The organism is Pontixanthobacter rizhaonensis, from assembly GCF_012972675.1.
GTDB lineage: Bacteria > Pseudomonadota > Alphaproteobacteria > Sphingomonadales > Sphingomonadaceae > Pontixanthobacter > Pontixanthobacter rizhaonensis.
Genome location: NZ_JABCRE010000002.1, coordinates 294735 through 308797, shown reverse-complemented (window position 1 = coordinate 308797; position 14063 = coordinate 294735). Strand labels below are relative to the sequence as shown.

Genomic DNA, 14063 nt, shown 5'->3' with positions numbered 1-14063 from the left:
GGGTTTTTTACATCAGGTGACCGGCAGTTAAGGCACCGCTCAGCGATTGCAGCCCATGATCTGCTGCCCTAAGGGGCCACCGATCAATTGGATATCTTAGAACCGTAATGTTTGACCCCATTCGCAAAGCCTTTGGCAAACGAAAAAAATCGCAACGTCCCGAGCTGCCAGCGGGAACGCGTCTGTATGCGATCGGTGACATTCACGGCCGGCTTGATCTCTTTGAAGCTTTGACCGACGCCATTGAACAGGACGTTGAACAGAACGCCCCCGCTGAAACGACTATGATATTGCTGGGCGACCTAATTGATCGCGGCCCGGATAGCGCGGGCGTGATACGTCACGCGCGGGAATGGCAGCCCCGTTGCCCAAAAGGTTGCGAAGTGCGCTACCTCATGGGGAATCATGAAGAGATGATGATCGACGCGTTTAAGAGCGTGAACATCATGCGGCATTTTCTCAAACATGGCGGACGAGAAACTATATTAAGCTACGGGGTGAGTGAGAAGCAATTCAACGACGCTACAACTGCTGAGCTACAACAGATGATGAAGGACCTTGTGCCTAAAGCTGATAAGGCATTTATCAAATCCTTCGAGGAGATGATCATTCTGGGTGATTATCTGTTTGTGCATGCCGGGATAAATCCCGAGGTTCCAATGGATGAACAGCGCAAGCGCGACACCCGCTGGATACGCGAACCCTTTTTGAATTCTACGAGAAAACACTCGCATCTGGTTGTCCACGGCCATACGATTGTGGAGAATATTGTCGAAAGACCAAACCGCATTGGCATCGATACTGGTGCCTACCGCTTTGGAATACTGACAGCGCTGGTATTGGAAGGTAGCGAACAACGCTATATCCAAGCTATTGAAAAGAAAAACGGCAAGATAGTCATCCAAAAGAAGGATACAGCAGAATGAAAATCGCAATGGTTGGATCAGGCTATGTAGGGCTCGTTTCCGGCGCATGTTTCGCTGATTTCGGTCATGATGTTGTCTGCATTGATAAAGACCAGTCAAAGATTGACCGTTTGCACGAAGGTGTCATGCCAATTTTCGAGCCTGGGCTGGCTGAACTGGTTGGCAAGAACGTTGAGACCGGACGGCTTTCATTCACGACCGATCTGGCGGAAGGTATCAAGGATGCTCAGGCCATTTTCATAGCAGTCGGTACACCTAGCCGCAGGGGTGATGGGCACGCAGATTTATCTTTCGTTTATGCCGTGGCCGAAGAAGTCGGTGCCAGCTTGGCCAACGATGCCGTTATCGTCACCAAGTCCACCGTACCGGTTGGAACGGGTGACGAAGTTGAACGCATTCTTGAAGCGAGCGGAACGCCGCACACATTCGCAGTTGTTTCCAACCCAGAATTTTTGCGCGAAGGTGCCGCGATTGGGGACTTCAAACGCCCAGACCGTATCGTGATCGGGGCCGAAACTGAATTCGGCCGCGAGGTCATGAGTGAGGTCTATCGCCCGTTATTCCTCAACGAATCCCCGATTATGTTCACCAGCCGCCGCAGCGCTGAGCTGATCAAGTACGCGGCCAACGCTTTCCTTGCCACCAAGATCACTTTCATCAATGAAATGGCAGATCTGTGTGAAAAAGTCGGAGCTAACGTCCAAGACGTGAGCCGCGGAATTGGCAGCGATAACAGGATTGGTCCAAAGTTTCTGAACGCAGGTCCCGGCTATGGTGGATCGTGTTTCCCCAAAGATACGTTGGCATTACTGAAGACGGCTGAGGATTATGAAAGCCCCGTACGCCTCGTTGAAGCTGTCGTAAAAACCAATGATAGCCGCAAGCGGGCGATGGGACGCAAAGTCATCGACGCCTTGGGCGGCCCTGATGCAGCGCGCGGCAAGAAAGTTGCCTTGCTGGGTCTGACCTTCAAACCCAACACCGATGATATGCGGGATAGCCCAGCGATCGCGGTTGCGCAGACATTGCACGATGCCGGTGTATCAATTGAAGCCTTTGATCCAGAAGGCATGGAAATCGCGGCACCCTTGATGCCGGAGGTTACCATGATGAACGATCCCTATGATGCCATCAAAGGCGCAGATGCTGTTGCCATTGTGACAGAATGGGATGCCTTCCGTGCGCTGGATCTGAAACGTGTCAAGGAACTGGCGAATGCGCCGGTAATGATCGACCTGCGCAACATCTATAAACCGGAAGATGTGCGTGCCGCTGGATTTGAGTATTCCAGTATCGGCAGAAGCTAGATCCAGATCGGCTTACGGTGCGTTGCCGCCGCCCAACCAGTGGTGGCGATCGGCGCGATCGCTAAGTTTGGCCAGTACGGCATATATTACCGCCAGTGCCGACAGCACCGTTGCCCCTGCAATAGCCCAGCTTTCTTGGCCACCGCGAAAATAGATCGCCAGCAGCGCCCAACAGAATACCAAAGCATACCAAGGATTTCCGCGGCTGCGCCAGACTGCCAATGCAGCGATAATACCGCCGATCAGAACAATAATAGCAGCGATGAACGGGTGCGAAAAACCGCCACCTACGCCGTAATATACCAAGGTCGCAGCGACGTTCACAATGGACGCCGCCGTTAGCCAAGCGGCGAGCGCGCTGAACGTTAAACCCGCGATCCACCGTTCTCCGGCCGTAAATGGCCGCTTTACCGCCACCAGTTCCCGCAAAATAAGCAGCAACGCGCATAGCGATGTGAGAATGATGATGACGGAAATCACAGTCAGGTTGGCCACTTGGGTGTATGCCGCCCAAGCCCCCTGCGCCGCCAAGGCCACCACGGATGCCCAACCGATACGGTTCACCAAACTATTGTATTTTTGCGCGGGCAGAGCTTGCCACACGGCGTACATGACGGAACCCAGAAACAGCAGCCCCCAGATCGAAAAGGCCCAACCTGATGGTGTGACCAAAGTTCGCACCGAGTCGGAGCGCTGTCCAATCGGATCGCCAAACCCCAATTGCGGCAAAAAAGTTGCACCGATCTGTACGAAAACTGCAAGTATAATGGCAATCCGTTGGGCAAGACTGCGTGGCACTGGTGTGTCATTCATAGCAAACGAACTGCCCAATCAGGGCAAGGTTCCAGCCGCCTATCCCGTCATTGGCCGTTCCAGGATGAAATCGTTCCAATCCGGCACCTTCATCTCTTGTGCGAAGCGGGTGTAACTCCAGGGATAGGATGCGACCCGTCCTTGGGAATCAAAGTACCAACTGTTGCAACCGCTGGTCCAAACGGTGCCTGCCATGGCATCGCGAAGCTGGGTGTTATACGTGCTGGTTGCATCCTCTTTCGGCTCAATACTACGCACGTGCCCACTGGCAATCTCGCCAACCAGCGAGGCGATGTACTTCGCCTGGGCTTCGGCAGTCATCAAATAGCTGAAGTTCCCAATTGGGCTGTTGGGTCCGCCCACCATAAACCAATTGGGGAAACCGGGGACTGCGACCGAACGGTAAGCGACATTCCCGTCACGCCATTGTTCCAGCAATTCACGATCTTCGCGGCCAACAATCCGCATGGGATGGCACAAGCTATGCGCATGAAAACCTGTGGCGTAGATAATGACATCCAACGCATGGTGCACATCATCGGCCGTGCGCACACCCGCCTCATCAATTCTGTCAATATTGTCGGTTACCACGTTCACATTGGACTGCTGAACCGCCTGATAAAACCGATCGGAAACCACCAATCGTTTACAGCCCACTTTGTAATCAGGGGTCAGTTTGGCGCGCAGAACTGGGTCGGCAACGCTGGCGTGCAAATTGTTCTCGCACGCCCGCGCCATCTCCTCATACGCTTCGGCATTGTGACCCGAAACAGCATCAGCAAAGACAGAGTTAAACCGGTCCGCCAAATAGTCGTAATACGTGTCCATCGCCTGGGGGTTGTCGCGGTATTCCTGCCGCTTCTTTTCTTCAATCGGATGATTGGGCAGCGGCATGATCCACTGCGCGGTCCGTTGAAATACCGTCAGCTGGCTCACTTGATCGGCCAAGGCACACGTGAGTTGGGTACCAGTCGAACCGCTACCGATGATCCCCACCCGCTTGCCGGTAAGGTCGAGACTATTGTCCCACCGCGCCGAGTGGCAAGCGACACCCGCAAATTCATCCATGCCTTCAATCTCTGGCATTTTGGGGTGATGCAGAGCCCCGCCGGCAGAGATGACTGCATTATAACTGCCCTGCGGTCCTTGATTGGTTGTGATCTGCCACTGCCCGTGGGCATAGAGTGTATCAGTGACTTCATGCCCGAAGCGAATGCGCTCAAAAACTCCCGTCTTATGGGCAACATCGACCATGTAATTCTGGATTTCGTGACCCGGGGAGCAACGCTGCGTCCATTCAGCATTGGGCGCAAAGGTGAAACGATACAGATGAGAGGGCACATCGCAGGCCACGCCGGGATAGGTATTATCCCGCCACGTACCGCCCAATTGGTCGCTCTTTTCAAACAGCGTTACGTCCCGGATACCGCGATCCATTAGGTAATAAGCCGCAGCGAGCCCCGATGCTCCTGATCCGATAATGGCAACCCGCATGGCTATTCTTCCCCGTATAACAGCTTGCTGTCATTACACCGCACTCAGCTTCGAAAGGCTAGCATAGCGTGATCACATCGACAGAAAAGGGGCGGCTGACCCAAACGCCAACCGCCCCAATTCATCAGCTATTGAGCCCGCTTTGGGCCTTATTCGCCGCCGATATCTTCCAGAGTTTCGCCCGGCGACAAAATATACCGCCAGATAACTGCGCCGATAATAGCGCCAACGATTGGCGCCACCCAGAACAACCAGAGCTGCGATGCGGCACCAGTTTCTGCAAAAAACGCAACGCCAGTAGAGCGCGCAGGATTTACCGATGTGTTCGTGACCGGAATCGAGATCAAGTGGATCAGCGTCAGGGCCAAACCGATCGAGATTGGCGCAAAACCACCGGGCACTGCGCGCGATGTCGATCCGAGGATCACGATCAGGAAGCCCGCTGTGAGAATAACTTCAATCAGCAATGCCGACATAAGCGAGTATTTGCCCGGGGACAGACTATCGTACCCGTTGGATGCAAAACCACCCGGCGTCCAACCAGCCTGGCCGCTTGCTATGATATACAAGGCCCAGCCCGCGATCATCGCACCAATAAGCTGCGCAATGACATAAGGCGCCAGCTCTTTCCATTCAAACCGGCCTGCCATTGCGAGACCTACTGAAACGGCGGGGTTAAAGTGGCCGCCAGAAATACCGCCAACCGCATATGCCATCGTCAGCACGGTCAAACCAAAGGCCAGCGAAACGCCGACAAAACCAATACCCAATTCAGGAAAAGCTGCGGCTAATACGGCTGAGCCGCACCCGCCAAATACCAGCCAAAATGTGCCAAATGCTTCGGCCGCCAATTTGCGTGTCATAGGTTAATCCCCCTCCAAAAAAAACATTACCGAACGTCTATGAGCAGCCGGTATCTTGCAAACCGGCCATTCTGCGTGTCCCGAAATGGTATACATGATTTCGGCCCGGCCTGATGTAAAATGGTGCGAAGATGTAAAATCCGCTACGCGCAATCCAATTATGGAGTCACGATTTCAAAGTACGGCACCTGGGAATCGAGCGCTCCAAACATTCTGCCTAGCGCTGTGACATCGCCCTCAAATGTGGCGGCACCTGACCCCAGCAATTCAGGTAAAGTGGTTTCTTGGGCCAGCAACCGGTTCATATCACTGCGCTGAATTGAAAGGGTAACGACGGGCGCATCAGCAGACCCGACGCGCGGAAACATCACGCTTTGCCGCAGATCGACCGAAATCTCTTCTTCAGTATCAGGGAAATTGAACGCCAGTATCCCGCCCTCCCCTTGCATCTTTGCTGGATTGAACCGCGCGGCCAAGGCATCGAACAAATCAAGCGTTGGCAACGCAGCCAATACCGACGCTGTTACCGTGTTAACGCTGTCATTCTCTTTTGGTGTCCGCAATTCCAGCGCCGCCGAGAGATAGATGTTCCGCCATGTTCCGCCTTCTGCTTGATAGCCCAACTGTTCGTAAGTGGATGCCAGCCACATCTTCGCGTCGGTATTATCGGGTTCGGCAAAAACCAGTGTCTGCAGAAGCCGTGCACCCCAGCGGTAGTCGCCCGCTTCAAAGGCTTTCTGCCCCTGCGTCAGCGCTGCTTCGGCCCCGCCAAGTGCCGATATCCATTTGGCCGCTTCCTCAACCTTGGGCAGCGGGTCATAATCAGCCGGAACTGCATTCCACCAACCAAAATACCTTTGATATACGGCTTTCGAATTATGTTCGAACGTGCCGTAATATCCTCGGACACCAAAATCGGTTTTGGCGAAATCGGGCTCGCCAATATCCTCGGCGATCTCATCCATTGTGAGCCCCTGATTGGCCATCCTCAAGGTTTGGTCATGAATATACCGGTAAGCGTCGCGTTGATTGCGAAGTTTATCGCGCACCGCATCACCGCCCCAAGTCGGCCAGTGATGGGAAGCCAGCATAACCTCGCTCTTGTCCCCAAATCGGCTGAGAAATTCGTCTACCTTACGGCTCCACTGCAAGCTATCCCGGACAATCGCACCGCGCGGTGTCAGGATGTTATGCTGAACGCGCGTGACAACTTCGGCAGCATGGAACGCCTTGAATTGAGGCAGGTAAAAGACAAATTCTGACGGTGCCTCAGTCTGTCCCGCATCAACAAATTCAAACGTGATGCCATCAATGTCCAACGTTTCACCGTCGGTCGATAATTCGCGTGTCGGCGGCAACAAACCAATGCTGCCGGCAGACAGTTTCGGCCCCAAACCTACGCCAACTGCACCAGCAGCACCCGAAGGTACATTTGCACCAAACTGATACTGCGCCCGGCGGCTCATCGCGTTACCGGCAAGCACGCTTTCCCCGACCGTTTCTTTAGTGAAGCCATACGGGGCATAAATTGCCACTTTACCAGCTTGCAGTTCTTCGCGCGACGTTACGCCCAGCACGCCCCCAAAGTGATCAGCATGGCTATGCGTGAACAGCACAGCGACCACTGGCTTTTCGCCCAAGGTTTTGTTGGCCAGATCCAGCGATGCCCTTGCCGGGGCAGCGCTGAGCAGCGGATCGATGACAATCCAGCCGCTGTCCCCTGCGATCAATGTCATCACGGACAAATCATATCCGCGGACCTGATACACTCCGGGAACAACTTCAAACAAACCGTGGATGGCAGCCAATTGGCTTTGCCGCCAAAGTGACGGGTTCGCAGATGGCGGTGCTTTGCCGTCCAGAAAATCAAATTCGTCAATCTTCCACGCGACGGAACCGTCCTCGTTGAGAATGTCCGTTTCTAATTGGGCCAAAAGGCCCCGGCGCGCATCCTCGAAATCTTGCTGGTCAGCGATGGGCAGTGCTTCTGCAACGGCCTGATTGCGCTGCGCAGTCTGATCGGTGGCAACACCCACGGGCGGGCTAGTATTGGCCAATATAAGCGCGACAAATGGCACGGCCGACAGCAATTTCAGATTCTTCATTTATGGTCTCTCCCAGCGTCGCTTAAGCGATCATTCTGGGGCCATTTGGTCAGCAACCGCCGCTGTAGGCAAGTACTTTTGTCAGAAAGAGAACGTCAGGGGGCCTATAAGCCGGGTTCTGTCTCAGCGGCGGTATCCGCAAGGGACCTGCCCGCCAAGGGCAACCATTCCTCTAGGCTACGGATTGCTCCGCAGCTCAAGCAGCCAACCCGGGCGATCACGGTCCGAAATAGACCTGCCTTGGACCGAAGCCCTCGGCGCGCCGCCCCTATTTGGCCTTGCTCCGGGTGGGGTTTACCATGCCGCGATTGTTACCAATCGCGCGGTGCGCTCTTACCGCACCCTTTCACCCTTACCTGCCGTTTTCCAAAAGGAACGCGTGCTCCTTCCGAAACGCACAGGCGGTTTGCTCTCTGTGGCACTATCCCTAAACCTCTTACCCCGTAAGGATCGAAGCCCGGCGGGCGTTACCCGCCACCCTTATTTCGTGGAGCCCGGACTTTCCTCGGATGGGTCACCCCATACGCAGTTGCCCGGCCCCCTGACCCGTCGCTATCTAGCGTCTCCGCGATCCCTGTCGAGCAAAAGCTGGAACAGGATCGCGCGGATTTCGGCATTGATCACACCGTCAATCTTGCGCGGGCACCAGCGGCGCTGAAACGCCTCTACCGCTTTAATTCCATCGGTGATGTCATATCCGTAGCGTTCCAGTGCGAGATAAAACGCCCCGTCATTGTCAAATGGATCGCCCAATTCGATCTTCGGCGTTGCAAGGGCAAGGCCCAGATCTGCCAACCGCTCCCACGGGAACAGCTCGCCGGGATCAGTCTTTCGCGCGGGGGCGACATCTGAGTGCGCAACCACATTGGCGCGCGGAATGTCATATTGCTTCACAATCCGGCTGAGCAGCGGGATCAGGGCGTCGATTTGAGCGTCTGCGAACGGCCTGTATCCCAGCCCATGCCCGGGATGGTCGAGCTCAATCCCGATACTGGCGGAATTGACATCTTTAATATCCCGCCAATGCGATGCCCCTGCGTGCCATGCGCGCTTTTCCTCCGGCACCAGCAGAGTCACCTCACCCTCTTCGCTGATCAGATAATGCGCGCTGACTTGCGCTTCGGGATCACACAACCGGTCCAGCGCCGTCTCAACCGGCTTCATTTCCGTATAATGCAGCACCGCCATCGTAATCGGCAATTTCCGATCATTGCAATTGGGCGATAACCGCGTGTGATGGATGAGCTCATCCATTAACCGATAAGGCCCTCTGGCTCAGGCAGGACTGCACCCAAAACCAAGGCTTCATCACTCAGCTGGTATTGCAGTCCGCCGCCGGATTTTTCCGCCATCAAATATAGCATATGCGCCGGTGCCGTACGGCTCGACAGTTCATCGCTAGGCAGCTCGCCCTGCAGTGCCTTACCAACCGTTTCATCGAATGCGATCTTCGGCCCGGCAGCCCGCACCACAATCTCTGTATTGCCGCCGGTAGATTCCGCACCAATGTCTAGCGTGCCGCCGCGAACAAGCCCCTCAAGCGCCATATGGGCAAAATTTAGCATCACTTTCACGGCATCTTTAGGCAGCTTGGCGGCATCTATCGCCCAGTTGGCTTCAACGCGCTTATTATCCGCCACCAACGCATCAATGACAGCCTTGGGCTCCGCCACCTCAACCATTTCACCAAAGCCGCCCGCTGCACCGAAGGCCAAACGGAAGAACTTCAATTTGTCCGTGCTGGTCTTGGCGCTTTGATTGAGCAAATCCATACATTGCTGCCGCATCGCCGGATCATTCTCATCCGCCAGCAATTCCAGCCCGTTACTCATCGCCCCGACCGGGCTGAGCAAATCGTGGCACAAACGCGAACAGAGCAGCGCGGCAAGGTCGACAGAACATTTGTCGGTCATAGTATCGGACATATTATCGAGATATTTCCTGTAGGAAAGGGACACATGGGACACTGTCTTAACCTAAAATCTCCGCACCGCCACCCGCGCGTGGAAAAATCGGTTTCGCAGCGAGTCATCGTCAACGCCATTGCGTGGATTTAGACCTCCGTCACTGTGTAGGACAGCGCGGTAAAACCACTCTTCTCGTCACGCCAAAATGTCACCGTGTCTCCGGCAATAATCGCCCAAACCTTTCCGTCCGCCGCCGCCATCGCCGCGTCGGTCTCAGACGGCGCAGTCAACCCATTGGGGTGGGAGTGGTAATAGCCGACGATGGCCGGCCCGCCGCTCCGCTGCGCTTTGTGCGCATTGATCAAAACCGCCGGATCAATCTCAAAATGGGTTTGCGGTGCCGGATGGATATTGCCAGCCCGCTGGATTGCGGTGATAATGTTGCCCTCCCCCAACAACAAACCGCAACACTCCTGCAGAGCGGCGTCTTGTCCCGCGGATATCAAACTATGGAGTACCGGGCTCTTAATCACCAAAGACATGGTACGGAGCCCTAGCATATAGAGACAAGGTTAGTGCAACAGGTTATGGAGAGGCCGTGTCACTATCTCAAACCATCACTGGAACCCTTGCCGCATCAGGTAGGCTCGACAAATTGTTGGCTGAAGCATCGGGATTGTCGCGCGAGCGAGTCAAAGCCCTGATGGCGGCAGGGGCCGTTGTGGTGGGCAAAACCACTGCGACCAACCCGTCAGCCAAAATGCAGGCAGGCGCGCATTTCACCATAGAAGTCCCGCCGGCGACGGAGCCAGAGGCGCAGCCGGAGGATATTGCGCTGGATGTCGCGTTTGAAGATGCGCATCTGATTGTCGTCAACAAACCGGCTGGAATGGTCGTGCATCCTGCGGCGGGCAATTTAACCGGCACTCTGGTGAACGCACTGCTCCACCATTGTCAGGGCCAATTATCGGGTATCGGCGGTGTGGCGCGTCCCGGTATCGTACACCGGATTGATAAGGATACTTCTGGTTTGTTGGTTGTAGCCAAATCTACTGCCGCGCATGAAGGGCTGGCGGCGCAATTCGCTGATCACTCCATCCATCGCCGCTATTTGGCGGTATGCGGCGGCTATCCGGTCCCTGCCGATGGTACAATCGAAGGCATCATCGGACGGTCCCCCGGAAACCGCAAAAAGATGGCTGTTCTGGATGAAGATTCCGCGCGCGGAAAACACGCGATCACGCACTACAAAACGCTGAAAACACTTAATAATGCCAGCCTTGTCGAATGCCGGCTTGAAACCGGTAGAACCCATCAGGTGCGCGTTCACTTTGCGTCAATCGGTCATGCGCTATTAGGGGATCCAGCATATGGACGAACAAGCGCTGTCTTGCGGCCAGTATTGCAACGATTGCGGTTTGTCCGGCAGGCACTGCATGCAGCATCATTGGGGTTCAACCACCCCGTAACAGGTGACTATGTGGAGTTTCACGCCGAGATTCCTGACGATATGCGGGAACTGATCGACGAAACCACTCGTTGATATCGATGAAACGCACTGCAAAAGCAGAAAAGAGCGTCTATATGTAACCACGCGGCCCGAAATTACGGATGCCCATCAGGGGTCCGTGAACAAGCGGCTGGCACTAGAAAGGTTAGGGATAGAGTGAGTAACGAAATAGCAAAAGTCCCGGCCCTCGGCGGAGAGCAAAGCCTCAACCGCTATTTGGCCGAAATCAAAAAATATCCGGTACTGACGGCAGAGCAGGAATATATGCTCGCCAAAGCGTATGCGGAACATGAAGACCCTGAGGCAGCCGCGCAATTGGTGACCAGTCACCTGCGCCTAGTCGCGAAAATCGCGATGGGTTACCGCGGCTATGGCTTACCCGTATCGGACCTGATTTCCGAGGGTAACGTTGGCCTGATGCAGGGTGTCAAGAAATTCGAACCAGAGCGCGGCTTCCGTCTTGCCACCTACGCAATGTGGTGGATTAAGGCGAGCATGCAGGAATTTATCCTGCGCAGTTGGTCCTTGGTCAAAATGGGTACCACTGCGGCTCAGAAGAAGCTGTTCTTCAACCTTCGCCGGATGAAGAAAGAACTGGAAGCCTACGAAGATAGCGACCTGCATCCTGATGATGTGAAAACCATCGCCACCAACCTTGGTGTTGCGGAGCAGGAAGTCATCAATATGAACCGGCGCATGATGATGGGCGGCGACGGCTCGCTCAACACCAAAATGCGCGGCGATGAAGAAGATGGCGGCCAGTGGCAGGATTGGCTTGTGGATGACCGGCCTTTGCAAGACGAGACAGTTGCCGACGCTGAAGAGGCAGAGGTGCGTCACGACATGCTATTGGAAGCGATGAACGGGTTGAATGACCGCGAAAAGCACATTCTGACCGAACGCCGTCTGACCGAAAGCCCGCAAACGCTGGAAGAACTGTCACAGGTCTACAGCGTCAGCCGTGAACGCATTCGCCAAATCGAAGTGCGCGCTTTTGAAAAGCTGCAAAAAGCGATGAAAACCATCGCTGGCGAGAGGTTCACGCCAGCAGCCGGGTAAATAGCGCACCTACCGAAACAATGGCCCCGCTTGCAGACATGCTGGCGGGGTTTTTGTTGGAATGCCTCACCAATCAAAGTACACGTGAACGATGATGTGGCTTGGCAAATTTCTGGCGAAAATTATCCTGTGGTTCATCGGCCTTAGTCTGGCCTTTGTGCTATTATTCAAATTCGTCCCGCCACCCGTCACAGCGACCATGTTGATGGATGAAAACAGCATCACCAAGGATTGGGAAAGCCTGTCCAACATAGACCGGAACTTGGTCACTGCCGTTATCGCCGCTGAAGATGGCAAGTTCTGCTCGCATGACGGATTTGATCGTGAAGCGATAGAACAGGCGATTGAGCGCAACGCGAAAGGCGGGCGTATTCGGGGTGGCTCCACCATCAGCCAGCAAACCGCCAAGAATGTCTTCCTATGGCAAGGTGGCGGCTACGTCCGCAAGGGGTTCGAGGCGTGGTTCACTTTCCTGATCGAGAAGATCTGGGGCAAACGGCGGATTATGGAAGTCTATCTGAACGTCGCGGAAACGGGCATTGGCACCTATGGCGCAGAGGCTGGGGCGCAGCGCTATTTTGATCATTCCGCAGCGCAGCTAAGCAAGGTCGAAGCCGCACGGATGGCAGCAGCACTTCCCCTCCCCAAGAAACGATCCGTTGCAAACCCCACCGGCTTCACCCGGCGCTATGGCAATACCATCGCGGCACGGATGGGTGTGGTAAGGCGTGACGGATTGGATTCTTGCGTTTACGAGTGAGCCGATGAGCGATGCCGACTTAGCGCGTGAGGAACTGAAAGCAGCCATTGCCCGGCTGGCTGATGGAGATCGGTCTGCGCTGGAATTCATCTATCAAGCCACATCAGCGAAACTATTTGGCATTTGCCTGCGTATCTTAGGAACCAGAGATGACGCCGAGGATGCCTTGCAAGATGTGTATGTCAGTTTGTGGCGCAGTGCCGACCGGTATGATCCGGCACGGGCCAGCCCGATTAGCTGGCTCGCCACCTTTGCACGCAATCGGGCGATTGACCGGCTGAGATCTGGCAAAGTCCAAAGCGGCGCGGTGCCCGTGGATGAGGCAATGGAAATCAGCGATGAAACACCGCTGGCCGACGAACAGCTGGAGGTTCAGCAAAGCAATGCCCAAGTGCATCATTGCATCGAAACGCTGGAAGAACGGCAACGCGATGCCATCCGCACCGCCTTTTTCCACGGCGCGACATATGCAGAACTGGCCGAAACGCAGGGTGTGCCGCTCGGCACCATGAAGAGCTGGGTCCGTAGAGGACTCGCCAAACTCAAAAGGTGTTTGGAGGCATGACAGATTCAAACCCAACTTCACCAGAAATGACCGATAAAGACCGCCTCGCGGCAGAGCACGCATTGCGCTTGCTTGAAGGGGAAGAATTGATCACCGCGCGCGGTCTGATGGCCAGCGATCCCGCTTTTGCTGCGGCCGTTGCCGATTGGGAGGAAAAGCTCGCACCTTTATATGACGGCGCATCAGGCACAGTTCCGCCGCCGGCAGTGTGGGCGCGGATAGAGGCAGAGTTGGCGCGCCCTGCCCGCTCCGCCGCATCTGCCAATGTTGTTGCGCTCCAAAGAAGGGTACGCCGGTGGCAAATTGCCAGCGTACTATCCGCAGCAGCAGCGGTCGCACTGGCATTCTTTGCTTTTCCCGGGACGAAACCTGCACCAGCGGAGCCCACTGCCCCGCTTATGGCCAATATCCCCATTGCGGACACTCCCTTGCGTTTGGCCGTTACCTATTTGCCTGAACGTTCCGAAATGCTGGTCTCTGCCAGCGGGTTAACCGCCGACGGCGTGCATGACCATGAGTTGTGGCTGGTAACGCCTGATGATGGCGCGAAATCGCTTGGCGTTGTAGTGCCGGGCGAACAGCGGCGCGTGGCTGTCGATGCCGCACTCACACGCCATATAAACGACGGCGCCCAGATGGTACTAACTCGCGAACCGCTAGGCGGCGCACCCAAGGGTCAAGACGCCGGACCAGTCGTCGCACAAGGTACTTTTGTACAAATTTAGAAAAGTTTGCGTCCAAATCGCAGGCTCAA

The 14063-nt window shown here is 55.2% G+C and carries 14 protein-coding genes and 1 other RNA gene; 7 read left to right on the top strand and 8 right to left on the bottom strand.

Features of this window, described 5'->3' with window-relative positions:
* Nucleotides 1–107: 107 nt before the first annotated feature.
* On the top strand, nt 108–926 hold the full coding sequence (locus tag HKD42_RS01345; protein WP_170009583.1) for a metallophosphoesterase family protein: 819 nt from the start codon (nt 108–110) through the stop codon (nt 924–926).
* Complete coding sequence (locus HKD42_RS01340; protein ID WP_170009581.1) at nt 923–2233, top strand: UDP-glucose dehydrogenase family protein; 1311 nt, start codon at nt 923–925, stop codon at nt 2231–2233. Before HKD42_RS01345 ends, HKD42_RS01340 begins: the two co-directional genes overlap by 4 nt.
* 12 nt (nt 2234–2245) lie before the next feature.
* Here the strand turns inward: HKD42_RS01340 and HKD42_RS01335 are convergent, their stop codons facing one another.
* The 8 genes from HKD42_RS01335 to HKD42_RS01300 form a co-directional block, all read right to left on the bottom strand.
* Entirely contained in the window at nt 2246–3046 is an 801-nt protein-coding gene (locus HKD42_RS01335; protein WP_170009579.1) for a hypothetical protein, read from the bottom strand.
* A gap of 39 nt (nt 3047–3085) precedes the next feature.
* Nucleotides 3086–4540, bottom strand: coding sequence for a flavin-containing monooxygenase (locus tag HKD42_RS01330; protein WP_170009577.1), 1455 nt, complete (start codon nt 4538–4540; stop codon nt 3086–3088).
* A 149-nt stretch (nt 4541–4689) separates the two neighbouring features.
* Entirely contained in the window at nt 4690–5403 is a 714-nt protein-coding gene (gene aqpZ / locus HKD42_RS01325) for an aquaporin Z (RefSeq protein ID WP_170009575.1), read from the bottom strand.
* Nucleotides 5404–5561: 158 nt separating this feature from the next.
* Complete coding sequence (locus tag HKD42_RS01320; RefSeq protein ID WP_170009566.1) at nt 5562–7508, bottom strand: alkyl/aryl-sulfatase; 1947 nt, start codon at nt 7506–7508, stop codon at nt 5562–5564.
* A gap of 91 nt (nt 7509–7599) precedes the next feature.
* An RNA gene (gene rnpB, locus HKD42_RS01315) (RNase P RNA component class A) lies at nt 7600–8053 on the bottom strand.
* A 7-nt stretch (nt 8054–8060) separates the two neighbouring features.
* On the bottom strand, nt 8061–8762 hold the full coding sequence (locus HKD42_RS01310) for an N-acetylmuramoyl-L-alanine amidase (protein WP_170009564.1): 702 nt from the start codon (nt 8760–8762) through the stop codon (nt 8061–8063).
* Nucleotides 8762–9421 (bottom strand): histidine phosphotransferase family protein, encoded by a 660-nt coding sequence (locus HKD42_RS01305; protein WP_170012007.1) that lies wholly within the window; start codon nt 9419–9421, stop codon nt 8762–8764. The genes HKD42_RS01310 and HKD42_RS01305 overlap by 1 nt, the downstream gene beginning before the upstream one ends.
* Before the next feature lie 140 nt (nt 9422–9561).
* Nucleotides 9562–9957: a M67 family metallopeptidase gene (locus tag HKD42_RS01300; RefSeq protein ID WP_170009562.1), complete on the bottom strand. Its 396-nt coding sequence runs from the start codon at nt 9955–9957 to the stop codon at nt 9562–9564.
* Between the two features lie 56 nt (nt 9958–10013).
* Between HKD42_RS01300 and HKD42_RS01295 the strand changes: the two genes are divergently transcribed.
* The 5 genes from HKD42_RS01295 (at nt 10014) to HKD42_RS01275 (ending at nt 14034) form a co-directional block, all read left to right on the top strand.
* Complete coding sequence (locus HKD42_RS01295; RefSeq protein WP_170009560.1) at nt 10014–10958, top strand: RluA family pseudouridine synthase; 945 nt, start codon at nt 10014–10016, stop codon at nt 10956–10958.
* Between the two features lie 123 nt (nt 10959–11081).
* Nucleotides 11082–11984 (top strand): RNA polymerase sigma factor RpoH, encoded by a 903-nt coding sequence (rpoH, locus tag HKD42_RS01290; RefSeq protein ID WP_170009558.1) that lies wholly within the window; start codon nt 11082–11084, stop codon nt 11982–11984.
* A gap of 91 nt (nt 11985–12075) precedes the next feature.
* Nucleotides 12076–12744, top strand: coding sequence for a monofunctional biosynthetic peptidoglycan transglycosylase (mtgA, locus tag HKD42_RS01285; protein ID WP_170009556.1), 669 nt, complete (start codon nt 12076–12078; stop codon nt 12742–12744).
* Nucleotides 12745–12748: 4 nt separating this feature from the next.
* Nucleotides 12749–13309, top strand: a complete 561-nt coding sequence (locus HKD42_RS01280) for a sigma-70 family RNA polymerase sigma factor (RefSeq protein ID WP_170009554.1) — start codon at nt 12749–12751, stop codon at nt 13307–13309.
* Nucleotides 13306–14034 carry an anti-sigma factor gene (locus HKD42_RS01275; protein ID WP_246236638.1) on the top strand — a complete coding sequence of 243 codons (729 nt, stop codon included), beginning with the start codon at nt 13306–13308 and terminating at the stop codon, nt 14032–14034. The genes HKD42_RS01280 and HKD42_RS01275 overlap by 4 nt, the downstream gene beginning before the upstream one ends.
* The last annotated feature ends 29 nt before the right edge of the window (nt 14035–14063 follow it).